Origin of the sequence: Bacteroides sp. PHL 2737, assembly GCF_004115325.2 — a bacterium.
Classification (GTDB): Bacteria; Bacteroidota; Bacteroidia; order Bacteroidales; family Bacteroidaceae; genus Bacteroides; species Bacteroides hominis.
The window spans coordinates 2866786-2889313 of record NZ_CP040630.1 but is presented as its reverse complement, the minus strand read 5'-3'; the positions used below and the strand labels follow the sequence as shown (position 1 = coordinate 2889313).

Here is a 22528-nt window from a genome sequence, read left to right as displayed (position 1 = left end):
CCGCTTTCACATTCGGAGCAGACGCGGCACTTGAAACTTCCGCCGCTTCGGAAACAGATGTATCTTCCGCGGAACCTTCAGTTTCCGATGTTTCTACGGAGTCTTCTCCATCCATATCTACAATAGCAACTACAGTGCCCACGGGCACTGTATCACCTTCTTTAAACAATATCTCCACCACCTTTCCGGAAACGGGAGAAGGGATCTCCGCACTCACCTTAGCGGTGTTTACTTCAAAAAGCACATCATCTTCATTGATCCTGTCACCCACTTGTACCGACCATGACAGAATGGTTCCTTCGGTAATACTTTCGCCCAGTTTGGGCATTTTTATTTCGAATCTTGCCATACATACAATTATTTATTCTTTCACTTGTTTAAGTAGAACAAGATTTTGAAAAAGAATGTTTTAAGTTAGTGTTTTTTTTAAGTAATAGCTTGAAAAAAGAAGATTGCCAAGTAACTGATAAAGCCCCCATCACTCCCCCTGAAATTCACCGGGCGATTATACAAAAATGTTCTTAGCGAACATTTTGGAATATTTTAAAGTGAAATTCAAAAATAATAGGTTGTACTGCTCAAAAAAGCGTTTCCAAGATACTGCTTTAATGAAAAATTACGTATTTTTGTATACTTGTTTTTAAACTGTAACGTTTTTCACTAAAATCAGTAACAAGGATATGACATATTTATTAACTCTTCTGCTTCTCCTGACATCTTGTGCCGTCATTATCTTATCAGTCATTCTGATCCGGATGTCAAGGCACCGACGAAGTACGGCAAACGCACTGCAAGATGCTTACGAAACACTAAAACTGCAAAACCTACGTACCGAAGCGATTTTAGGTGATCTTCCTGTTGGTGTAGAAGTATATTCCAAAGAAGGAGTTCTGATAGGATTGAATGAACGTAGTTGCAAAATCTTCGGAGTAACCGATAAAAAAGAGTTACTTGGCTCCATACCAATCATGAAAAACCCCGTCATTCCACTGGCTGTGAAAGAAGCTTTTCAGCACCAGAAGAAAATACAAATAGACTTTCCTTATGATTTCTCTATCGTGAATAATACAGGTTTCTACAACACTAACCGCAGTAATGAAATAAAACGTATCAGCTGTAACGGTACACCGGTATTCGACTCTTATGGTAAAATGCAGAATTACGTTTTTATCATGAATGACATTACCAAAGAGTATGAACAAGCAAAGCAACTGGAAGAAAGCATCCGGCTATCTCATGAAGCTATACAGGCTTCAAACCTGGTACTCTGGCGATATGACAACCGGAGTCGTTTGTTTTCATCCTATAACGATCCGGTGACCAATTATAACAATGATGCATTGATGCCAACCGAAGAATATATTAGCGCAATGCATCATCTCGAAGACCTTGCCAATGTCCGCGAATATATCAATGCAATGGATGAAGGAAAGGATTTTTCTTATGAGATCCCCATACGGGTGAAAACAGCATACGATCCCGACTGGCAGGACTGTATCATAAGCGGTACTCCCTTTCTGAAAGATAAAAATGGAAAAGTATTGGTTTATACCGGCTTCCGTCGTAACATCTCGTCATGGAAAAAACTGAATGACGCGCTCCTGAAAGCCAATCAACAGAACGAACTGATACTCAATAACAGTAATTCCGGTCTGGTTTATATCTCAACTGACCATATAGTACAATGGACTAACCTGGGCACCTGCTCCACCAGCATCTCAAACGAAGCTTATAAGAAAGGAACATTCTGCTATCAATCCACATACGGTCGCAATACTCCCTGCGAAGATTGTGTAATGCAAAAAGCAATGCTTTCCCGGCAAACAGAACGACATGTCCTCAATTTGAATAACCGGCTGATAGAATCCTATGCTACACCTATTTTTAACAGCCATGATAAGGTAGAAGGTGTAGTGCTCCGGCTTAACGATGTTTCGGAACGCGAACGCCTGATCTCAGAACTAAGTGAAGCCAAAGAACGTGCAGAACAATCGGACAAATTAAAATCGGCATTCCTGGCAAATATCAGCCACGAAATACGGACACCGCTCAATGCCATAGTCGGCTTCTCAAGCTTGCTGATGAATACTGAAAGTCAAGAAGAAAAAATGGAATTTAACCGGATTATCACTACAAATACGGACTTGCTGTTGCGCTTGATTAACGACATACTTGACTTATCGAAAATTGAAGCCGGATTTGTAGACCGGAAGATAGATAAACTCGACTTGGCAATCTACTTCAATGAGCTATATCACTCGGCACAACAACGAATGACAAATCCGGACGTGAAACTAATCTGCGAAAATCCATACGAACACTGTATCGTACAATTAGATAGCAAACGAATGGCACAAGTGGTGCTGAATTACACGACGAATGCAATCAAATATACTCCCAAAGGAACTATCCGCATGGGATATGAACGTTGTGACGGAGGGCTCCGCTTCTATGTGTCAGATACAGGTATTGGCATTTCGGAAGAGAATAAACCCCGTGTGTATCACCGCTTTGAGAAATTAGACGAATTTGCACAAGGTACAGGATTAGGTCTTTCTATTTGTAAGGCAATTACCGAAGCCTGTGGTGGACGATTAGGTTTTGAGACAAAAGAAGGTGTAGGATCTACTTTCTGGTCATGGATTCCATGTGAGTTCTGCGAACCTGACACAAAAGAGACTGACATTATCGAAGTTTCGGACTCCGACTCTTCATCCAGAGCTATACAGAAACCATCAGCCGGATTCAATGATCTGACAGATCCCCAGCCAAAGAAAATATTGGTAGCTGAAGATATCGATAGCAACTACCGGCTGATAACCGCCTTATTAAAACACACCAACTATAGCCTCCATCGGGCAATGGACGGAATCGAAGCTGTAGAAAAAGCAAAGGCAGAACAGTTTGACCTGATATTAATGGATATGAAAATGCCACATCTTGATGGGCTGGAAGCTACACGAAGGATAAGAAGAACAAATGAAAGCCTACCCATTATCGCCTTAACAGCACATGCATTCAACTCGGACAAAGAAGCAGCACTTGAAGCCGGTTGTAACGCATATATCGTAAAACCGGTAAACAAGGAACTTCTGCTAAAGACTTTACACGAATATCTTGATTAACATCATATTGCAGGCCATCCTATGATTATTCATCAAGTGCATTGTATTTGTTCCTACGCAACTCTTTAATGACTGTTTGTTCTGCCTTGTTGAATCCCTCGGAGACGGATGTTTCTGCAAAATATCTGAAAATCCAATTCCGGAACCTATCTGTAGGTATAGCCGGATAAAAATACTCTTTCAGATTCGTCACCTCACTACGGACCGAACGTACAGAAGGATGTAATCTGATATTTTCCTCTGACGGGGCTACGGCAAGCAGTGTATTCAGCAGTTTCAAATCCGTATCATACAGCAATGTGCAATGATACATCGCACGATTGCGATGTACGCATTGCGCACTGCCCGAAACCTTTCGCCCACCGACATAAATACCCAACCGTTCATCACCCGTCGCTGCCACTCCGGCAGCACTCAGCATTGTAATCGTTTTCTCCAGATAAGTCTCAAAACGTGCCAGGCGGGTAGTCTCAATAAATGTAAGATTGATATTACCCAGATCGTGATATACTGCGCCACCACCGGAAAAACGGCGGAATACAGGGATCTGTTTTTCACCTGCTACCGTTAAATTTACTTCCGCTTCCATCCGTTGATGCTTACCGATAATTATGGAAGGAGCACTTTGCCAAAGCATGAATACATCTTCCGTACCCTGTTTCAGCAAATACTCCTCAGCTGCCAAGTTAAAACCGGCATCCGTTGAAAGACTGTTGATGAAACGCATCAGGCAAACAGTGTTTCGTGATAAATCTCACCAACTGTCGGGTGTGGGAAAACACTCTTTCTGAATTCATCGACCGTATAGCCCCGTTGGATAGCAATGCCCGCCACGACAATAATTTCCGAAGCCGGATTACCCAGCATGTGACAACCGATAATTCGATCATTATGATCGATAATCAATTTGCAGAGTCCGTTACCTAATTCATTCTCGGCAACAAAACGTCCCGAATAAGCCATTGGGAGCTTCTGTATCCGATAGTAAATACCCTTAGCCATCAATTCTTCCTCTGTTTTACCAACGCCGGCAAGTTCAGGATTAGTATAAACCACACCGGGAACACAATTATAATTCATTGAATCATCTATACCCAAAATATGGTTAACAGCCACCTCTGCCTCACGGATAGCGGTATGTGCCAACAGTGAATAACCGGTAATATCACCACAAGCATATACACGTGGATGAGAGGTCAACATATGTTCATCCACTACTACACCGTTCCGGTGTAATTCGATATTCAGTTTATCCAATCCTACCTGAGTGATATTAGCTTTCCGACCTACACTTACCAATATCCGGTCGGCTTCAATAAACGAGCTCTTTCCATCCTTCTCCACTGTCACCCCTTTATCACTCACTTCTGTTACTTTTGTATTCAAATAGAAGTTTATACCTTTCTTTGTATAGTCTCCACGCAACATGGCACTGGTTTCTTTATCCATTGCCCCGAGAATTTCCGGCATCATCTCAATAACCCGTACCCTGACGCCCATACTGTTAAAGAATGAGGCAAATTCCATTCCGATTACTCCCCCACCGATAATGGCAAGTGAAGAGGGAAGAACGGTACTGTCCAATGCTTCACGCGAAGTCCAGTAATCTATATCCGAAAGCCCCTTTATAGGAGGAATCACTGTATCCGATCCTGTACAAACCATCAGATAGGTCGCCTCGTAAACATCTCCGTCACAATGGATGCGGAAGCCATTTTCACCCTCACCTTCTATCACCGCTTCTTTATCTATAATGGTCACTCCGTAAGAGTTCACCGTCATTCTTACCCCACCCGTCAGTTTCTGTACCGTCTTATTTTTCCGGTTAATCATTTTTTCCATATCAAATGTGGGAGCACTATCTACAGAGACACCATATTTCGGGGCAATCTTGATGCTATCAAGTATCTTGGCAGAATAGAGTAATGCCTTCGTAGGAATACATCCTTCATTGAGACACACGCCACCCATTGCTTTTTTCTCAAACAAAACGGCACGTAATCCGTTTGCTCCTGCCCGCTCGGCAGCGGTATATCCAGCGGGTCCCCCGCCAATGATAGCTATATCATATTTCATAATCGTATAATTTTTAAGTTATTCCTACTATTAACAACAAAAAAGGATAGAGCTTAGTTTTAAGTTGATCCTGTATCTTTCATATGAAGAAGGAGAACAAAAGTAACAAGTCGCTTTTTTACCATAAACATAAGAAGGAAATATGTACTTTTGCAGCATCCATTAAAAATGGTCATAACATTATCATTAATAAAAAGAAGAAATGACACTGTTGATGTTAATCATAATCCTTTTAGTATTATTGCTGGGGCTCTATGCTTACTTGGGCGGATTCTCCGAGATTAAAGTAAGTACCCAAAAGTCCGGTGGAGAAACTATTGTCTACCAAGAAGTAACAGGCGACTATAAACAGACTAAAGCAATAACCAACAAGATCTATTATTACTTGTTGCACAAACTTAAAATAGAAGCCAACAGAGGCATAGGTATCTTTTATGATAATCCGAAAGAAATAGCCAAGGATAAGCTACGTTCGGAAATCGGTTGCATCATTGAGTCTAAAGACACTAACCGTTTGTCTATCAACGAATGCATGTACAAAATAAAAGTTCTACCGTCAGAAGACTATGCAACAGCTGAACTTCCACTCAAAAACGGGCTTTCCATATTTATTGGTTTTATCAAAGTATATCCTGCGCTGGATAAATATATATCAGAACAGGGTAAAAAGAAGGGTTCGGTCACCGAGATTTATGATATTCCAAATAGAAAAATTATTTATAGGCAAGCCCTGTTGAAATGCGATCAATAAGTGATGGCAGACCACAGAAAAATCTTTGGCAGACCACCAAAGAATAGGAATATCTCTTCTCAAAATAATTAGATAGAAGTAGTTTTACTAAATCTGCTATTCATATTTGCAGAGAGCTGATATCTAAAGAGCTTGTTGAATGTCATCCGATTTATAGGCATACAGATAAAAACAATTATAAAATAACATTTTATCAAAGAATCCATTTTTAGTAATATGAAGAAATTACTCTGTCCCCAGTGCAAAATCGCTGGTATGTACGTAAAAAACAGCCAAGGAGAGCGGTTATTAGTATACATCACCCAAAATGGAACAGTAGTCCCCAAATATCCGGAAGCCTCAACTGAGGGATTCGACTTTACGGAAGTATATTGCTTGGGGTGTTCCTGGCATGGCTCACCCAAGCAATTAACAAAGATTTAAAAAAGCAACATTTACAGACAATGTCGCCACCTCCTTTCCGGGGAGATGGCGACCGACTGAAACACTTCACTTCTCATCTGAATAAGGTATATAAAGGCTACACATATCCGTATTGTAACAGAGATTTCGCATAACTGTTTCCGTATTAATTAGATGTTTCAATTGTCCCACTGCCCGAAATCAATCCAAACCATCTTCGACATTTTGAGATCCGTTTTAGCCGAATCGTGTCCATAGCGAATACCACAGTTATAATGCACATAAGTCTTTTGCAAATTGATAGCATCGGTAATGGCAACAGAAACAACTCCGGGTTGCGCATCAGCTTCCAGAGAATAAATACACTGCTGCCGATGGAGCTTCATACTATTGTTGATGTGAGCCAGATAATTCTGGCGAAGAGTCCAGCCCCCCCATGTTACATAATTGGGAGTCATTGCCTGCGCAGCATCAATCCACCGCAACCCCTCGCTCGTTTCGTAAACAAAGGCTTCTGCTCTATCATAAAACTCTCCGGGAATAAACTGCCAGAGTTTACTGTATAGCCCATTGCCATATTGTCCTTTACAAGAGTAATCCATCGACAATGTTTTATAAGATATTTCAGTAGACGATTCCTTGCCAAACGATACTTTGAAAGCCTTCCAAGGTTTTTCTTCCAGTTCAGCAGGTGATACGGATACAGATACTTTCCAAAAAGAATTCTCTGTATAGTTGGTTCCATGATTCACCGTTTGCGGCTGATAACTGATTTCCCGGAAAATACCCCCATCCGAATGGACAGTGATCTCACTGGAGGCTTCCCGCATCAGGTTCCAGATGTAAGCATAGACATTGGCTCCTTTGGGCGTTGTATAGTCTTTGATATTAGCAGTGAAACCATTTCCCGCGTCGTTCGTTATACTCAATATACAATTGTTGTTCTTACTGTATATCTGGAAGTTATAGGCATCTATCGCCCAGGAGTTATCTATAATCACATCGGGTGCTGCCCCCTCTTTCATCTTATAAGGAACCGCCTGCATGGAATAGTTCATATCCCCCTGAGCATAACCGTAGATACGGTTATAAATTTCTATCCGCTTCAAAGCCTCCTTATCTGCCATTTGTGCATTATATGCAGGATCCGGATCGGTACCTTTGGGCAAAATATCCGCAGAACGGGTCAACAGTTGCTGGTTGAAAGAGGCCGCTCCCTTACCAATCATATTGTTTTTGGCATATGGATCGGCAGAAGGAAAGATTCGGTAATGCTGCACATTATCATAATTAATGGCATAATAACCCGGCTCCATATAAACTCCTATTAATGAAAGCATTTCGTTCTTTTGTTCCGGAGTATCCTGAGTGGCAATAACATAGAAATCTCTCTTATAGAACTTCAGCATACGGAACAGAGAGACCGGATATTTACCGGAAACAACATCTTTGATATTCAGGATAACCGTCACATAGATATCCGGATTCTTGATATCGGCATCGAGTTCTGTCTCAGGATTTGTCATCTTATCATAGTCCACAATTGTCTTTTTCCCTATTTCCCAGGAAGTGGGAATGTTGTTGAACAAACGGGAAGTAATATCTTTCACTTCCGCATCATCAGTTCCCATGCGTACCAAGACTACATCTTTCTTATCGATCTCATTATCTTCATCAGGCACCGGAACATCATCGATAATATCCCTAACACATGCCCCTAAAAGAATGCTCGAGAACAGAAGTAGCATATATATCATTTTTGTTTTCATAATAATCTTTTTTTAATGGTTCGTTTTACCAGTTATTATAGTCAATCCACACCGTAGTTGTTTTATGCACATCTACTGTGGCATCATAAGCAGTGCCGGCACTACTTGGCAAAGGATGAATCACTGCGGCTCCCCAACTCGTGAACCAGGCTCCTCCACGCTGTAACACCATTCCGTCAGTTATTTCAATGGCTACAACACCTGCCGACGCACCGGTTGTACGGGCAGTAATAGCACACTCCTGATTGTAATTGAGCAAATTCTGGTTAAACTGCAAGTCATTGTTATAATCGCAAAAAACATTATCCGTGCCCGGAGTTCCCGCCACATGGTTGTAGAGAATATCATACCATGCGGGCGAAATCATGGCAACCCCATCGATCATACCATCTGCTTTCATTGCTTTATTCCCCTTGAAAAGGATTTCAGGATACCATTTCCAGCAATAATCCATCTCAGCATCGGTAATCGTACGGGTCACTTCACGGGTCATTTCCGCCAGCTGATAGATGATAGACTTTCCCCAACGATACTCACCCTTTAAAACAGGACTCGCTCCCAAATCAAACCCTACACTCTTTTCATACGCATGTTCAATGGTACTCTCGGTTTGCGGCAGTCCTGGTGCAAAATCAACCAATTTGAGATCTAATTGAGACTGTTCGTCGTCACGGATATTAATCTTTGTATAAGCATTATTCCGTAATCCCCATATCAGTGCCCAGAGTTCATACATGGGTGGATTATTCAAAGATACCAATGAATTATCGAGCCTGTTAGAAAATCCGTTGCCACCCGAACTGTAAACAGCAAGCATATTATCTCCATTGGTTGGCGCATAAATACGTAAATTATAAGCGTCAATAGTCCATTCTCTGTCAACCATCCCATCATACCTTTTATCTTCCCTTGGAGCATAATTCCTTGTTTCAGCAGTATAAGGTAACAGCGTTTCATATCCAGTCATATGATACTTGTAATCACTGGTATAAACATAGAACCGGTTACTGATATAAATTTTCTTCATAGCATGCAAAGCCCGTTCGGTAACTTCAGGGGCAGAAGGATCATCCGTTGGGCCGGGAGAAGAAAGCATACTACGGGTATGGGGGTTAAGACCATTCGTGCCACAGAGTTTCTTCAAAGCGTCCGGATCATTTGTGTCATAATAAGCATAACGCTGCTCGCGCGGGAAGCTAACTTTATAATACCCTTTATCTACATAAAGTCCGAAAAGTTTCAGCATCTGTTCCTTCAAATCTTCCTCCTTACCATCTTTGGCAATTAAAATCACTCCCTGACGATTGTGACGGATATCCTGTATCATTTCAAAATTATAAGTACCTGCTAAAAAGTCAGCGACATTGCCTACAATTGTCAGGTCGTTCAATGTATCTTTTGCCATAGATTCCAACGTTGCCAGCTTATCTGTACCGGGTAGATCATTAAAAGATATCATCTTGTCGTAATGGTTCACGGTTTGCAGTCGAACTGCAACTTTCTTTGTTTCCGCACTCGTTCCATTGAGCCAGATTAAGTAGTTTCCCGGACGGGAAGCTACATCGACATCATCCATATTCATAACGGTTGCAGCCGATAAATCCTCTGCACTGATCGGTTCGTCCGTATCGCAGGAGTAGAATGCAAGCAAAACAAATAGAAAAATGAATAAAGTTTTCATATCCATATGTGTTTAATAGTGAGACAATATGCCACATTTACCGGCTGAAATGTGACGGGTTCAATTACTTCGTCTATAAAAAGAGAACGTACAGCAAAAAGAATAGGTTCAAATCAACAGTAATTAAGGTTAATATACAGTCTATCAAAAAGAAGTAATCTATGCATGAAAGTACTGTAAATAGTACAATGTGGAAAGTTATTAGAACTTTCTAATTAGGTCATTTTAATTATTCCGGACAAGAAAAATATTCTATTTTAATAATGACAAGACATAAAACAGCATATAGAGTAATCAAAATCATCAGACAGAAGGGCACTCCATATTTAGTAAAGTTTTTTAGAATACAAACGCAGTATTTCCCGGTTAACGAAGTTTATCATCCCGGTAAGTAAACCAATACCTTCCCTCACGGGTTATACCACCAGTATTCACCCATTCACGATGTATCATGGATAAAAGTATTTTAATCAATAACGTTCAAATATTCGATGGCAGCCACGAGCAGACTATCCGGGGAAATGTACTGATAGAAAACAGCTGGATTAAAGCCATTTCAGAAACTCCGATCCCTACAGACGGAATTAGTAATCCCACTATCATAGACGGAAAGGGAAAATTCCTGATGCCCGGACTAATCGATGCACACTGGCATGCTTATATGTCATGCAATACAATGATGGATCTGCTGACTGCTGACACCGCTTATACACAATTCAAAGCCGGACAGGAAGCAGAGGCCACGCTACTACGCGGATTTACGACCATCAGGGATGCCGGTGGTCCGGTCTTCGGACTAAAACGGGCCATTGATGAAGGTATTCTTTCCGGACCACGTATCTATCCAAGCGGTTCCCTTATCTCTCAGACAGGAGGACATGGAGATTTCAGAGCGGTGTATGACGAACCGCGTCCATTCGATTGTTGCGGATTAACGCATACGGAAGAGATAGGTGCTGCCATTATTGCCGATGGAGTGGATGCCGTAACTGTTGCCGCACGCAACAATCTCCGCTTGGGAGCCAGCCAGATCAAGTTGATGACAGGCGGCGGAGTTGCTTCTCTATACGATCGGTTGGAAGACACACAGTTTTTTGAAGAAGAAATTCATGCTGCTGTCAAAGCGGCAGAAGATGCGGGAACCTATGTAATGGTGCATGTCTATGTGCCCAGAGCTATTCAACGAGCTATCCATGCGGGAGTAAAAAGTATTGAGCACGGACATCTGATTGATGAGGCGACTATGGAACTGATTGCGGAAAAAGAGATATGGCTCAGTATGCAGCCTTTCACTTTGGGAGATAATCAGTTCCCTACGAAAGAACAGCAGGAGAAACATGCTTTAGTAGTTCAGGGTACAGACCAGACATATCAACTGGCAAAGAAATATAAGATCAAGTTGGCATGGGGAACAGATTTACTATTCAATCCGGCCAATACGAAAAACCAGAACCAAGGTATCCTCAAATTACAGAAATGGTTCAGCAATTTTGAAATTCTTAAAATGGTGACACATGATAATGCGGAGTTACTGGCCTTATCCGGTGCAAGAAACCCCTATCCAGGAAAGTTAGGCAGTATAGAAGAAGGAGCCTGGGCCGATTTAATCCTGGTGGATGGAGATGTACTGAAAGACATTACACTACTGGGCGATCCGGAAAGAAATTTCGCAATGATTATGAAGGGAGGAACAATATACAAGAATAAAATTTAATCTCACGTAGAAAAGCCCGACTCCCCTCCAAATAAAATTCCGGTTAACGCAGAATCAGCGATAACCGGAATTATATCCATTTAAACGGAAAGAATTAAGAATCCGCATATTACACAGATCGTTTTTCTCCCGTTACTGTAATTGAGTAAATCCCGACATTTCCGGATTTATACTTTCGGATCGTGTCTTCATCCAGATGTTCATATAACACTTCATCAGGAATAAGAACCGTTTTAGTCCTCGCAATACGAATATCCACAAAGTCGGCCTTTTCTATCTCCTGCAAATAATCTTCCTTTTGAATAGCACTTGCGATGCACCCTGCATACATCGCCGCATTATCAGTAAACTTTTTGGGGAATGTTCCATTAAGTACAACATCGGATATACAGAAATGTCCGCCAGGCTTCAGCACACGATAAATCTCTTTGAAAATAATATTCTTTTCAGGAAGCAGATTAAGTACACAGTTGCTCACAACGACGTCTGCCGTATTATCCAGTAAAGGCATATTCTCTATATCACCTTCTAAGAACTCCACATTGGCATATCCCCGTTTAAGTGCGTTGTTACGTGCTTTTGTTATCATTTGAGGGGAAAAGTCAATACCAATGACCTTACCGCTTTCACCTACTTCCGCACGGGCAATAAAGCAATCATTCCCTGCTCCCGAACCTAAATCAACCACTGTATCACCTTCACTGATATTGGCATATTGTGTAGGTAATCCGCAGCCGACCCCTAAATCCGCATCAGGTTCATAACCTTTCAAATTTGTATAGTCCTCACTCATTATGGTAAATACTTTTTTTGAAGCAGCCAAGGGGTTTCTACCGCAACAGCAACCTTTCAGCTCTTCTGCATTCAGAGCGAGCTCACTATAACGTTGTTTCACTAACTCCTTTAAATCTTGATTGTTTTTTATCTGATTCTTTTCCATCTTGTTCTCATTTTTAATCATACTATAATCTTCCGTATCCGATACTCTTCATTAAAATCGTATTGCAAGAATATCTGTTCGTAAATACACGAACAGATTTCATAAAAAAAAATCCCTTTACCCACAACATGATGTCCCGGTACAGGTGCAATCGTTTAAAAACTCTACGAATAACAACCGGGCAAACTCCCAGTTCTCACGGTTGATGCAATACCGAACTTTAGGCGCTTCTATTTCTCCCTGAATCAATCCTGCATCTTTCAGTTCTTTTAAATGCTGTGAGACGGTTGCCTTGGCAATAGGCAACTCTTCATGGATATCCCCGAAATAACAACTATCCTGTTTCGCTAAGAAACTAAGGATAGCAATCCTCGCCGGATGTCCCATAGCCTTGGCAAAGCGGGCAAGCTGCTCCTGCTTTTCTGTGTACTGCTTTGTTTTCACTTTATCATTCTCCCATTATTTATTGTTCGCAAAACTACGAACAGATTCTGAATTGACAAAACGAAGCAAGTTCTTTTTAGGAATGATTAAGAATATCTTATACCGGTCTCCAAAAGCTAACTATATCTATTTCAATGAAAGATAACAATACACATAAAAAGAGCTCTGAAATAAAAACTTCCAGAGCCCCTACCTCTTAAATACCTGTTTGTTACTCAACCACCATGATGCGGTCATTTAATCCCACTTTCGTATTTTCTTCCACAAAAATCTCTTTCACCACCCCATCAGCCACCGAACGAATTTCATTCTCCATCTTCATGGCGACCAACACACATAGCGGATCACCCTTCTTCACTTCGTCTCCTTTCTTCACATAAGTTTTCAGGATAACACCCGGCATAGGAGCCACAACCACCTGACGTCCTACGACATCTGCTCCGTTACGGGCATTATGAATCTTTTCCAACTCCCCTTTCAGTTCAATCTGATAAAGTTCCCCCTTATTCATAATGGTATAGGAGGAATGGGAAGTCGGAGATATCTGTACTCCGTGCGAATGATGATTGATGATGATGGAATAGATAGAATCACCTCCTACATTATAGTCCACATCATATACTTTTCCGTTGACCGCCACTTTCTTCACAGGCCCGTCTTCCAGTATCTCCACTTTATATTCACTGTCGGGCACATCCTGTATCTTGGCATAATAGGTTGCTAATATTGTTGTCATAATCATTCTGAGTTTAATAGTTATTGGCAGTCATCTGCAACTTGCCGTAATATTTCCAAAGCGAATCTCCTACTACCGGAAGCGTAGTGGCGCGTGAAGCAGCCTCTTTTTCTTCTTCATAGTGCTTCAGCGCAGCAGCAATCACCGCTACAGTCGGATCGGTATTCTGCCTGCGCTTCAGGTCTTCCTTGTCGAAACGGGTGTCGATGAAAGTAGTATCGTATTCTCCTTTCAGGAAAGCCGCATTCTTCAACACACGCTGGTGGAAAGGAATCGTAGTCTTGATACCTAAAATCTTGTATTCTCGCAGTGCACGGGCCATATTCGAAATGGCAGAATCACGGTTACGCCCCCAACAACAAAGTTTGGCAATCATCGGGTCGTAATGTAGAGAAACCTCAAAGCCGGCGTAGGCAGCACTGTCCAAACGAACATTACGCCCTTCGGGAGCCTCACGGACAGTAATCACCCCGGGTGAAGGCATAAAGTTATTTTCAGGATCTTCGGCATAGATGCGGCATTCGATGGCAGCACCCCGAAATTCGACATCTTCCTGCCGGTAAGGGAGGCGGTTGCCCGCAGCCACCAAAATCATGTCTCGCACTAAATCCACTCCCGTACATTCTTCCGTCACCGGATGCTCTACCTGCAGACGGGTGTTCATCTCCAGAAAATAAAAGTTCTGGTCTTTGTCCATCATGAACTCCAGCGTACCGGCACTGTAATAGTTGATTCGTTTGCAAGCTTCCACTGCCACCTTCAGCATTTTGGCACGTGTTTCGGGCTTCACAAAAGGAGAAGGCGACTCTTCGATCACTTTCTGGTTACGCCGTTGAATGGAACATTCACGTTCGTACAGATGAATCACATTGCCATATTTATCGCCCAGTATCTGCACCTCAATATGATGCGGATTCTCGATATATTTTTCAATATAAACGGCATCGTTGCCAAATGAAGTTCCGGCTTCGGATTGCGAAAGGCGAAGTGCGGTTTCCATCTCCTCTTCACTGCGTACCAGACGCATACCTTTCCCACCACCTCCGGCAAGTGCTTTCAGCATGATGGGATAGCCTACTTCGGCAGCCACCTTTTTGGCTTCGGCAATGCCTTTCACCGGATCTTCCGTGCCCGGTACGATCGGTAAACCGGCTTCACGCATAATCCGGCGGGCCTCAGTCTTGATACCCATTCGGGCAATAATATCGGCACTCGGACCAATAAAGATAACCCCTTCTTCCTCACAACGACGGGCGAAGTCCGCATTCTCAGACAGAAAGCCATATCCCGGATGAATGGCAGCTCCCGTCTTTTTAGCAATCTGCAGAATCTTCTCCGGCTTCAGATAAGAGGTATCTTCCGGCGAATCGGAGATACAATAAGCCTCTTCGGCATAACGTACATGTAAGGCACCACGGTCTACGCGGGTATAAATAGCCACCGTAGCAATATTCATCACCCGACAGGTACGGAAAATACGCATGGCAATCTCGCCACGGTTCGCAACTAATATCTTTTTTATCATACGATGTTCTCCTCTGCTTTAAAGTGGAAGGTTTGAATGTTTCTTCGGTGGATTGGACTGCCGCTTATTAGCGAGCATCTCAAAACTGCGTATCAGGCGCATACGTGTAATGGCAGGGTCGATAACCTCGTCTACATAGCCCAATTCGGCAGCTCGGTACGGATTGGCAAATTTACTGCGATAATCATCCTGTAGCTCTTTTCTTTTCGCCTCGGCATCTGCAGCTTTGTCAATCTCTTTGCGGAACAGAATATTCACCGCACCGTCCGGCCCCATTACGGCAATCTCGGCAGTAGGGTATGCCAGATTCACATCTCCCCTGATATGCTTGGAACTCATTACGTCATAAGCACCGCCATAAGCTTTACGGGTAATGACAGTCACTTTAGGTACAGTGGCTTCGCAATAAGCATAGAGCAGTTTAGCACCGTTACGGATAATGCCGCCATACTCCTGATCCACACCCGGAAGGAACCCCGGCACATCGACCAGCGTGAGCAACGGAATATTGAACGCATCGCAGAAACGCACAAAGCGTGCCGCTTTGATAGAAGCATTGATATCGAGTGTTCCGGCCAGTGCCAACGGCTGATTGGCCACCACTCCTATCGTTTTCCCGTTCAGGCGGATATAGCCGATAACGATGTTACGGGCAAATTCTTCCTGCAATTCAAAGAAACTATTATCATCCGCCACGGCACGGATCATCTCTTTTATATCGTATGGCTGATTGGGGTTGGTAGGCACGAGTTCCGATAGTTCGGGCGTAAGCCGCGTCGGAGAATCGGTGGTAGCCACAAACGGAGGTTCCTCCATATTATTGCCGGGCAGATAAGAAATCAGTTCACGGATGTAATTGATACATTCAATATCATTTTCGGCAGAAAGATGCGCCACCCCCGACTTCATAGTATGGACATCCGCCCCTCCCAGATCTTCTTTGCTGACCTCCTCCTGCGTAACACTTTTTACCACATCGGGACCGGTAATAAACATATAACCGGAGTTTTTGACCATCAGGATAAAATCGGTCAATGCAGGCGAATAGACTGCCCCGCCCGCACACGGACCCATGATGGCACTGATCTGCGGAATGACACCCGAGGCTAAAGAATTGCGTAGGAATATCTCCGCATAACCGGCCAACGAACGGACTCCTTCCTGAATGCGGGCTCCTCCGGAATCGTTCAGTCCGATGATGGGTGCCCCCATCTGCATAGCCATATCCATCACTTTACAAATCTTCTTGGCATACGTTTCGGACAGTGCACCGCCAAAAACGGTAAAATCCTGGGCAAAAACATAGACAAGCCGTTTGCCGATCATTCCGTATCCGGTCACAACCCCGTCACCGGAAATCTTCTGTTTCTCCATACCGAAATCGGTACAACGGTGGGTTACCAGTTTATCGAGTTCAATAAATGACCCTTTCTCCAGAAGCAGGTCGATGCGTTCACGTGCCGTCAGTTTTCCGACAGAATGCTGTTTCTCGATACGGGCGTCTCCGCCACCTTTTTCAGCTTGCCTGTTCAGTTCTTCCAGGCGATTGATAAGCTCTTTCATAGGCTATTATTTTAAAGTATATGTAAAGTTAGCATGTAAAAAAGAGAATAGATGTAATCCAAATTACAATTGCTTGTTTATTTTCATCCTCTTTCCCGGAGAAAATGAAAAGTTTGGAATCCCAACTTTATTAGGATAACAATTATTTGCTTAAAAATGTTAGCGTGCATGTCCTATAACATTATTTTGAGTATGAGTCAACAAACTTCCCCTCTCAGACGTTTAATCTCGCAAATAGTTTATGTAAAAACCTAGACCAAAATGAAAATGAGAACAATCAAACTTTTTTTAGCAGCATGCTTCCTGCTTGTGTTTGCCACAGGCATACATGCACAAGAGCAGGGAACAAAAACTTATCTGCCCAAGTTTGCCATCAAAACCAACGCCCTCTACTGGGCTACCAGTACTCCGAACCTGGGATTTGAAGTGGCTTTGGCGAAAAAACTTACTCTTGACGTATCGGGCAACTACAACCCCTGGAAATTCTCCAAAAACAGACAAATCAAGCACTGGCTGGTACAACCCGAACTCCGTTACTGGCTTTGCGAACGTTTCAACGGTAGCTTTTTCGGCCTGCACGGCCATTACGCCGATGTCAACATGAGCAATCTCGACATCTTCGGATTGGGCAACTACCGCTATGACGGTAAGATATACGGTGCAGGTATCTCTTACGGTTACCACTGGATACTCAAGAATCGCTGGAGTATGGAAGCTACCATCGGTGCAGGATATGCCCGCCTGAACTACGATAAATATGCGTGTGGCAAATGTGGTGAGAAGCTGGGACATAACAACAAGAACTATTTCGGTCCGACGAAAATAGGACTCAGCATTATTTATACTATCAAGTAAATCCCCCCACACATTCTCCGGAACCAATTATAAAAAACTAAATCAATAGTAACAATGAAAAGAAAAATCATATATTTCCTCTTGGCCCTCGCAGTTGTTATGCCGGCCAGTGCCCAGAAATTCTTTAAAGATGCCATCAGTCTATCCGATGTTTCGCTGTGGCAACAAGGCAATTCGCTTTATGTAGACATGCAGGTCGATATGAAGAATCTAACGGTCAGTCCCGAACGTATGCTCACACTTACTCCGCTCCTGACAGACGGACAGCACAACGTAGCGCTGGAAGAGATCATCATTAACGGTAAACGCCGTCAGAAAGCTTACTTACGCGGATTAGCCATCAGCCGCGAACTGCCTGCCGGTATCGTGGTGCCTTATAATAAAAGAGAAGTACTCAATTATGCCCAAGTGATCCCTTATGAACCCTGGATGGCAAATGCCTCACTGAATCTGGTTGAAAACCTCTGCGGATGCGGCAATAACGAAGAGATGCTCGCACAGGAACTGATCACCAACGATGTCTCTACCGAAGCCAAACGCCTGAGCGCCATGGTACCGGTGGTTGCTTATATTCAGCCTACCGTAGAAGTTGTGAAAAACCGTAGCGAGCAATATGAGGCCCACCTCGATTTCCCTGTAAGCAAAGCTGTTATCCAGCCGGAATTCATGAATAACCACAAAGAACTGATGAACATTCATGCTATGTTCGACAAGATTCAGAATGACAAGAACCTGACAGTAACAGAAATCAGTATCGAAGGATTCGCTTCACCGGAGGGTCCGTTGAAATTCAACGAACAACTGTCGCAGAAACGTGCCGAAGCTCTGAAGAATTATCTGACTACCAACGAAAAAGTTCCCGGCAAACTTTACAAAGTAACTTTTGGTGGTGAAAACTGGGACGGATTGGTACAAGCATTGGAAAAATCGTCAATGAAGGATAAAGATAAATTTATCGGTATCATCAAGAATACGACTGACGATGCACGCCGCAAACAGGAAATCATGCGCGTGGACGGAGGCGTACCCTACCGTACGATGTTGAAAGAGATTTATCCCGGACTCCGCAAAGTGAACTGCAAGATAGACTACACCGTAGCCAACTTCGATGTAGAGCAAGGACGGGTGGTGATAAAAGTCAACCCGAAATACTTGAGTCTGAATGAGATGTATCAGGTGGCCAACAGCTATCCAAAAGGAAGCAACGACTTCGTGAATGTATTCGACATCGCTGTACGTATGTATCCGAACGATGAAGTAGCCAACCTGAATGCCGCCGCCGTATCACTGACCAAGAAAGATCTGGAAAACGCAATCAAGTATATGGATAAAGCCAACCATCAAACAGCAGAATTCATCAACAACGTAGGTGTATACAACTTCCTCAATGGAGATGTACAACGTGCTGTCGCTGCCTTCAACCAAGCTGCCCAGATGGGTAACGAGGCCGCTAAAGCCAACCTGCAGCAGCTGCAACAGATCTTGAATATGAAGAAAAAATAAATCCCCGGCATTGGGGTGTAGCCATCCGATGAAAAGGGTGTAGCTATCCGGACCAAAAGGTGTAGCCTTTCCATGCGGAGGGCTACACCTTTTTTTTATTTAACGTGAGTTCGATATAACTTAAAACATAGAAAACTATCTGTCTTTGAAAAAATTAACATCAACTGCAGACTTCTTTTTAAAGAAACAGTAAGCCGCAATGGCAGAGTGAATTAGCAATAAAGTTATTATCACCCCATGGAACATTTTCCACGTTCGGCATGCCCTCTAAAAGTTTCATGAATCAGTATGCGTTGATTACAACACACACGAAGTGGGGTGGAATCCACGAAACGCCTGCAAGATATACGGTTTTGGAAAAAATGTACCAGATGTTTGCAAACATATTCCTTGTAATAATGCCTAAAACAACGGAAACCTCCCGAGTGGAATAAGATAAGGATGACCGTGATTTCATCATCATTCATACGATTAGGTTTATTCCGGTTCATAAGTACCGGAATAAACCTAATCGTATATTTTTCTTGCTATAATGCAAATTTATGGAGGAAATCGCCAGCCAAACAATATATTTATGTAACTTTAGCCTCTGAAAATATAGCAGTAATTGTTTTTAATGTTATAATTTAGCACTATAAATTTAATACTTTTATCGCTACGTTACTATTATTCAGAGAAATAATTTAATACTTATATCGAACTCACGTCAAACTTAGGATAATGAAAAACACTTTGCTTGTATTATTATATCTTACATTGAGTTTAAATAATGTTTTTTCAAAAGAGATTCAACTCAAAGGTCAAACCGTAGATAGCTTAACGCTTGCTCCTGTTACGATGACGCTTGTAAGCGTTATCGACAACAACAATAAGATGCTGTTTACCGGTATGGTTGAATCGGAAGATGCCTCTTTTGCATTCGATAAGATCAAAATAGATAAAGGCGGTTGTCAGGTTGTAATAAGCAATAACGGATATTTTACTAAAAATATTGTTCTTGATGAACAAGCGATTGAACGGGAAATTGATTTGGGCGTCATCCCTCTGAAAGCGATAGAGCTCAGCATGGAGATGGATCAAGTAACCGTATTGGGTAATTACAGAACCCGGGTATCTGTAGACAAAACTTCCTATATTATCGACAGCCTCAGGTTAAAGAATGTATATACATCTACTGATCTTATGCGTAAGATACCGGAAATTGCTGTAGATGAACTAAGCCGGAAAATAAGAATTATGGGTAAAGAGAATACCCTTGTATTGCTTAATGGCGTGAATACCGGAACTTCGGTAGATATGCGCTCAATCAACTTCAGGGATGTGGAAAAAGTAGAGGTGATTACTTCGCCGTCAAGTGGCACGGAAGTGGAGTATGACGGTATTATTAATATCATACTCAAACCTAAGGCTCAAAAAGGCATTTCGGTTGATGTTGAAGAAACGCTGAAATTAGATTTACGCTCTAACGACACTTATGTGGGAGTAACGTGGGGATCGGACAAAGTGAGACTAAAAATGTCTTATGATAACTATTACCGTGCCAATCCATTCGATATCCAACAACAACGTACCGACCAATTAACGGACGAACTATATGGAAAAATTGGATATTCGGCTAAACCTTTTGAAATGACACATGACATCGGTCTTAATCTCGACTACCAAATAACCCCACGTGACTTTTTCAATATCACCACCAGCACTAAGCAGGTTCGTACTCGTAAAGAGATTGATTATTCAGCCTTCAATATCATTGACGGGAAGCAGTACGATCTTTCGCCGTTTAACACTCGTTTTGCCAATAGGTACTGGATGGGTAACTATACGTTATATTATCGCCATTCGATGAAAAATAAGGCGAAGGATTACTTTTCTATTAATGCCAATTTCGGCTTTATGGATGCGATTGAAGATGTTGATACTAAATATCAGGATGGAACTCAGCCTTTTATGAATCGTGAATTGGGAAATAAATTTTCGACTACGTTACGAGTAGAGTACAATAACGTTTTAAGTGACGTTTTTCATCTCAACACAGGCGTGCAAGGCTATTTTCAGGATTTTAAAGGTTCGCTCAACAATGAGCCGAACGAAAATAACCTGAAGAACTATCGTTGTAACCTATTTGCCGATCTAAACGCCTCTGTTGGCAAGTTTCAATTTAGAGTCGGTGCAAAAGGCGAAGTAAATGCAAACGAGTTTAAGGACAAAGCTTATGGCTCCAGTTCACAGTTTACACTTATGCCAATGGCTGCTGCTATAATGAAAATAAATAATGAAAACACTCTGAAAGCTGAATTCAAATACCTTACAAACTATCCATCAGCATGGATGATGGCACCGTATGAAATAAAAGATGACGAAAAGACCATATCACGAGGCAACCCCAATCTCAAACTCCAACAATACAAAGTGTTTGAACTAACATACACTTATAGAACGGATGCCATAACCATCAACACTATACCATACTATCATAAAAGTAATAATCTGATAGTAAACCAAATTTTACACGACAATGAGCTAAACACAATAAGCACATTTACAAATGGAGGTAAGCTTGAGAGAGCGGGTCTGAGAATCAATGGTTCACTCAACTTCCTTGGTGGAGCGATTAGCATTGACCCTGAGCTTAGTGCGGCTTATGAGACTATGGGCTACAATGGCGTTAAGCGAAGTAATTTTCTGTATAAACTCGGCGGAACTGTCATGCTTGCTTTTCCAATGGGATTCGGTTGTGGCACTTACGGATCATATAATAGTAAGACTCTTACTACTACAGGATATATAGCTCCACTTCGTTCAATTAACGCCATCTTCATAATGAAGAATTTTGACAAATTAAATCTCAACGTTTTTGCAGGCTATCAATCCATAGTGGAATCAGCAGAGGTGGTGCATACTATTAGTGATACTTATTCACAAAGAGACTATTTTAAGCGTAATTCAAAAGGTTTCATGCTCCGGATCAATTACTATTTCACGGCAGGTAAATCAAAACGGATGGAGAAGGTAAACACTTATTTCGATAATGATCGTAAATGAGTAAATGTAAAAAGTTTAAGTTTTATTCTCAATATAATGCGATGGATTGTGGCATAGCCTGCCTGGCTATGATCTCGTATTATTATGGCCATAATCTGACACGCGATAAAATTGCCGAATTATGGAATGGCGTATCTATGCTATCGCGCAATCTTTAATATAGTCGCAAGTCGACAATCCAAGAACTCACAGAAATTCAATTACTCCTTGCATTCTTCATTCAAATAAAAATCACTTTGTAATTCTTCAAAAATCACACAAAACGAAACAATAGATCTGAGTATCTATTTCACATAGCTGCCATTGCGGCTTACTGTTTCTTTGAAAAGAAGCCTGCCATTGATGTTAATATTATCAAGGACAGGCAGCTTGCCATGTTTTAGATTATATCGAACTCAC

The 22528-nt window shown here is 42.1% G+C and carries 17 protein-coding genes and 3 pseudogenes; 9 read left to right on the top strand and 11 right to left on the bottom strand.

The features are described 5' to 3' along the window. Positions 1–181: 181 nt before the first annotated feature. Positions 182–328 (bottom strand): annotated as a pseudogene (locus DBK98_RS23625) (biotin/lipoyl-containing protein); the annotation flags it as partial. 352 nt (positions 329–680) lie between these two features. On the opposite strand from DBK98_RS23625, the gene DBK98_RS11765 reads away from it, so the two are divergent. Next, positions 681–3125, top strand: a complete 2445-nt coding sequence (locus DBK98_RS11765) for a PAS domain-containing hybrid sensor histidine kinase/response regulator (protein WP_005809096.1) — start codon at positions 681–683, stop codon at positions 3123–3125. 25 nt (positions 3126–3150) lie between these two features. Here DBK98_RS11765 and DBK98_RS11760 read toward each other — a convergent pair whose 3' ends face one another. Both DBK98_RS11760 and lpdA read right to left on the bottom strand, forming a co-directional pair. Beyond that, positions 3151–3852 (bottom strand): lipoate--protein ligase family protein, encoded by a 702-nt coding sequence (locus tag DBK98_RS11760; RefSeq protein ID WP_005809098.1) that lies wholly within the window; start codon positions 3850–3852, stop codon positions 3151–3153. Beyond that, positions 3852–5201, bottom strand: a complete 1350-nt coding sequence (lpdA, locus tag DBK98_RS11755; RefSeq protein WP_005809100.1) for a dihydrolipoyl dehydrogenase — start codon at positions 5199–5201, stop codon at positions 3852–3854. The genes DBK98_RS11760 and lpdA overlap by 1 nt, the downstream gene beginning before the upstream one ends. A gap of 202 nt (positions 5202–5403) precedes the next feature. Here lpdA and DBK98_RS11750 point away from each other — a divergent pair, with 202 nt between their 5' ends. Together DBK98_RS11750 and DBK98_RS11745 are read left to right on the top strand one after the other, a co-directional pair. After that, a complete protein-coding gene (locus DBK98_RS11750) occupies positions 5404–5952 on the top strand; it encodes a hypothetical protein (protein ID WP_005809102.1) in 549 nt (182 codons plus the stop codon). 216 nt (positions 5953–6168) lie between these two features. Continuing rightward, a complete protein-coding gene (locus DBK98_RS11745; protein WP_005809105.1) occupies positions 6169–6375 on the top strand; it encodes a hypothetical protein in 207 nt (68 codons plus the stop codon). Between the two features lie 158 nt (positions 6376–6533). Here DBK98_RS11745 and DBK98_RS11740 read toward each other — a convergent pair whose 3' ends face one another. Beyond that, positions 6534–8123, bottom strand: a complete 1590-nt coding sequence (locus tag DBK98_RS11740; protein WP_005809107.1) for a hypothetical protein — start codon at positions 8121–8123, stop codon at positions 6534–6536. Between the two features lie 25 nt (positions 8124–8148). Further along, complete coding sequence (locus DBK98_RS11735) at positions 8149–9804, bottom strand: hypothetical protein (protein WP_005809109.1); 1656 nt, start codon at positions 9802–9804, stop codon at positions 8149–8151. 451 nt (positions 9805–10255) lie between these two features. Between DBK98_RS11735 and DBK98_RS11730 the strand changes: the two genes are divergently transcribed. Continuing rightward, positions 10256–11518, top strand: a complete 1263-nt coding sequence (locus tag DBK98_RS11730; protein ID WP_005809111.1) for an amidohydrolase family protein — start codon at positions 10256–10258, stop codon at positions 11516–11518. Between the two features lie 109 nt (positions 11519–11627). Here the strand turns inward: DBK98_RS11730 and arsM are convergent, their stop codons facing one another. The 5 genes from arsM to DBK98_RS11705 all read right to left on the bottom strand — a co-directional run bounded on the left by arsM (position 11628) and on the right by DBK98_RS11705 (position 16726). Continuing rightward, a complete protein-coding gene (arsM, locus tag DBK98_RS11725) occupies positions 11628–12458 on the bottom strand; it encodes an arsenite methyltransferase (protein WP_005809113.1) in 831 nt (276 codons plus the stop codon). A 117-nt stretch (positions 12459–12575) separates the two neighbouring features. Then, on the bottom strand, positions 12576–12902 hold the full coding sequence (locus DBK98_RS11720; RefSeq protein ID WP_005776397.1) for a helix-turn-helix transcriptional regulator: 327 nt from the start codon (positions 12900–12902) through the stop codon (positions 12576–12578). Positions 12903–13113: 211 nt separating this feature from the next. Then, positions 13114–13638, bottom strand: a complete 525-nt coding sequence (locus DBK98_RS11715) for a biotin/lipoyl-containing protein (RefSeq protein WP_005809115.1) — start codon at positions 13636–13638, stop codon at positions 13114–13116. Between the two features lie 13 nt (positions 13639–13651). Next, the gene (gene accC, locus DBK98_RS11710; protein WP_005786450.1) at positions 13652–15163 is read right to left on the bottom strand and encodes an acetyl-CoA carboxylase biotin carboxylase subunit; all 1512 of its coding nucleotides are present in this window, start codon (positions 15161–15163) and stop codon (positions 13652–13654) included. A gap of 18 nt (positions 15164–15181) precedes the next feature. Then, entirely contained in the window at positions 15182–16726 is a 1545-nt protein-coding gene (locus DBK98_RS11705; RefSeq protein WP_005776394.1) for an acyl-CoA carboxylase subunit beta, read from the bottom strand. Positions 16727–16993: 267 nt separating this feature from the next. Here DBK98_RS11705 and DBK98_RS11700 point away from each other — a divergent pair, with 267 nt between their 5' ends. Beyond that, positions 16994–17581, top strand: a complete 588-nt coding sequence (locus DBK98_RS11700; RefSeq protein WP_032531925.1) for a DUF3575 domain-containing protein — start codon at positions 16994–16996, stop codon at positions 17579–17581. A gap of 54 nt (positions 17582–17635) precedes the next feature. Beyond that, positions 17636–19084, top strand: coding sequence for a DUF3868 domain-containing protein (locus DBK98_RS11695; protein ID WP_032536319.1), 1449 nt, complete (start codon positions 17636–17638; stop codon positions 19082–19084). Between the two features lie 233 nt (positions 19085–19317). On the opposite strand, the pseudogene DBK98_RS11690 reads toward DBK98_RS11695, so the two are convergent. Further along, positions 19318–19656: pseudogene (locus tag DBK98_RS11690) on the bottom strand (transposase); the annotation flags it as partial. 148 nt (positions 19657–19804) lie between these two features. On the opposite strand from DBK98_RS11690, the gene DBK98_RS11685 reads away from it, so the two are divergent. From DBK98_RS11685 to DBK98_RS23620, 3 genes and pseudogenes are all read left to right on the top strand, one after another. Beyond that, positions 19805–22129, top strand: a complete 2325-nt coding sequence (locus tag DBK98_RS11685) for a TonB-dependent siderophore receptor (RefSeq protein ID WP_032536320.1) — start codon at positions 19805–19807, stop codon at positions 22127–22129. After that, positions 22126–22287: a cysteine peptidase family C39 domain-containing protein gene (locus tag DBK98_RS11680; protein WP_022013039.1), complete on the top strand. Its 162-nt coding sequence runs from the start codon at positions 22126–22128 to the stop codon at positions 22285–22287. Before DBK98_RS11685 ends, DBK98_RS11680 begins: the two co-directional genes overlap by 4 nt. Positions 22288–22425: 138 nt before the next feature. Next, positions 22426–22512, top strand: a pseudogene (locus tag DBK98_RS23620) (IS982 family transposase); the annotation flags it as partial. Positions 22513–22528 lie beyond the last annotated feature (16 nt).

Bases quoted from the DNA above. Each gene is read 5' to 3' on its own strand.
- DBK98_RS11765 (WP_005809096.1), top strand. From the start codon at position 681: ATGACATATTTATTAACTCTTCTGCTTCTCCTGACATCTTGTGCCGTC.
- DBK98_RS11760 (WP_005809098.1), bottom strand. From the start codon at position 3,852: ATGCGTTTCATCAACAGTCTTTCAACGGATGCCGGTTTTAACTTGGCA.
- lpdA (WP_005809100.1), bottom strand. From the start codon at position 5,201: ATGAAATATGATATAGCTATCATTGGCGGGGGACCCGCTGGATATACC.
- DBK98_RS11750 (WP_005809102.1), top strand. From the start codon at position 5,404: ATGACACTGTTGATGTTAATCATAATCCTTTTAGTATTATTGCTGGGG.
- DBK98_RS11745 (WP_005809105.1), top strand. From the start codon at position 6,169: ATGAAGAAATTACTCTGTCCCCAGTGCAAAATCGCTGGTATGTACGTA.
- DBK98_RS11740 (WP_005809107.1), bottom strand. From the start codon at position 8,123: ATGAAAACAAAAATGATATATATGCTACTTCTGTTCTCGAGCATTCTT.
- DBK98_RS11735 (WP_005809109.1), bottom strand. From the start codon at position 9,804: ATGAAAACTTTATTCATTTTTCTATTTGTTTTGCTTGCATTCTACTCC.
- DBK98_RS11730 (WP_005809111.1), top strand. From the start codon at position 10,256: ATGGATAAAAGTATTTTAATCAATAACGTTCAAATATTCGATGGCAGC.
- arsM (WP_005809113.1), bottom strand. From the start codon at position 12,458: ATGGAAAAGAATCAGATAAAAAACAATCAAGATTTAAAGGAGTTAGTG.
- DBK98_RS11715 (WP_005809115.1), bottom strand. From the start codon at position 13,638: ATGACAACAATATTAGCAACCTATTATGCCAAGATACAGGATGTGCCC.
- accC (WP_005786450.1), bottom strand. From the start codon at position 15,163: ATGATAAAAAAGATATTAGTTGCGAACCGTGGCGAGATTGCCATGCGT.
- DBK98_RS11705 (WP_005776394.1), bottom strand. From the start codon at position 16,726: ATGAAAGAGCTTATCAATCGCCTGGAAGAACTGAACAGGCAAGCTGAA.
- DBK98_RS11700 (WP_032531925.1), top strand. From the start codon at position 16,994: ATGAGAACAATCAAACTTTTTTTAGCAGCATGCTTCCTGCTTGTGTTT.
- DBK98_RS11695 (WP_032536319.1), top strand. From the start codon at position 17,636: ATGAAAAGAAAAATCATATATTTCCTCTTGGCCCTCGCAGTTGTTATG.
- DBK98_RS11685 (WP_032536320.1), top strand. From the start codon at position 19,805: ATGAAAAACACTTTGCTTGTATTATTATATCTTACATTGAGTTTAAAT.
- DBK98_RS11680 (WP_022013039.1), top strand. From the start codon at position 22,126: ATGAGTAAATGTAAAAAGTTTAAGTTTTATTCTCAATATAATGCGATG.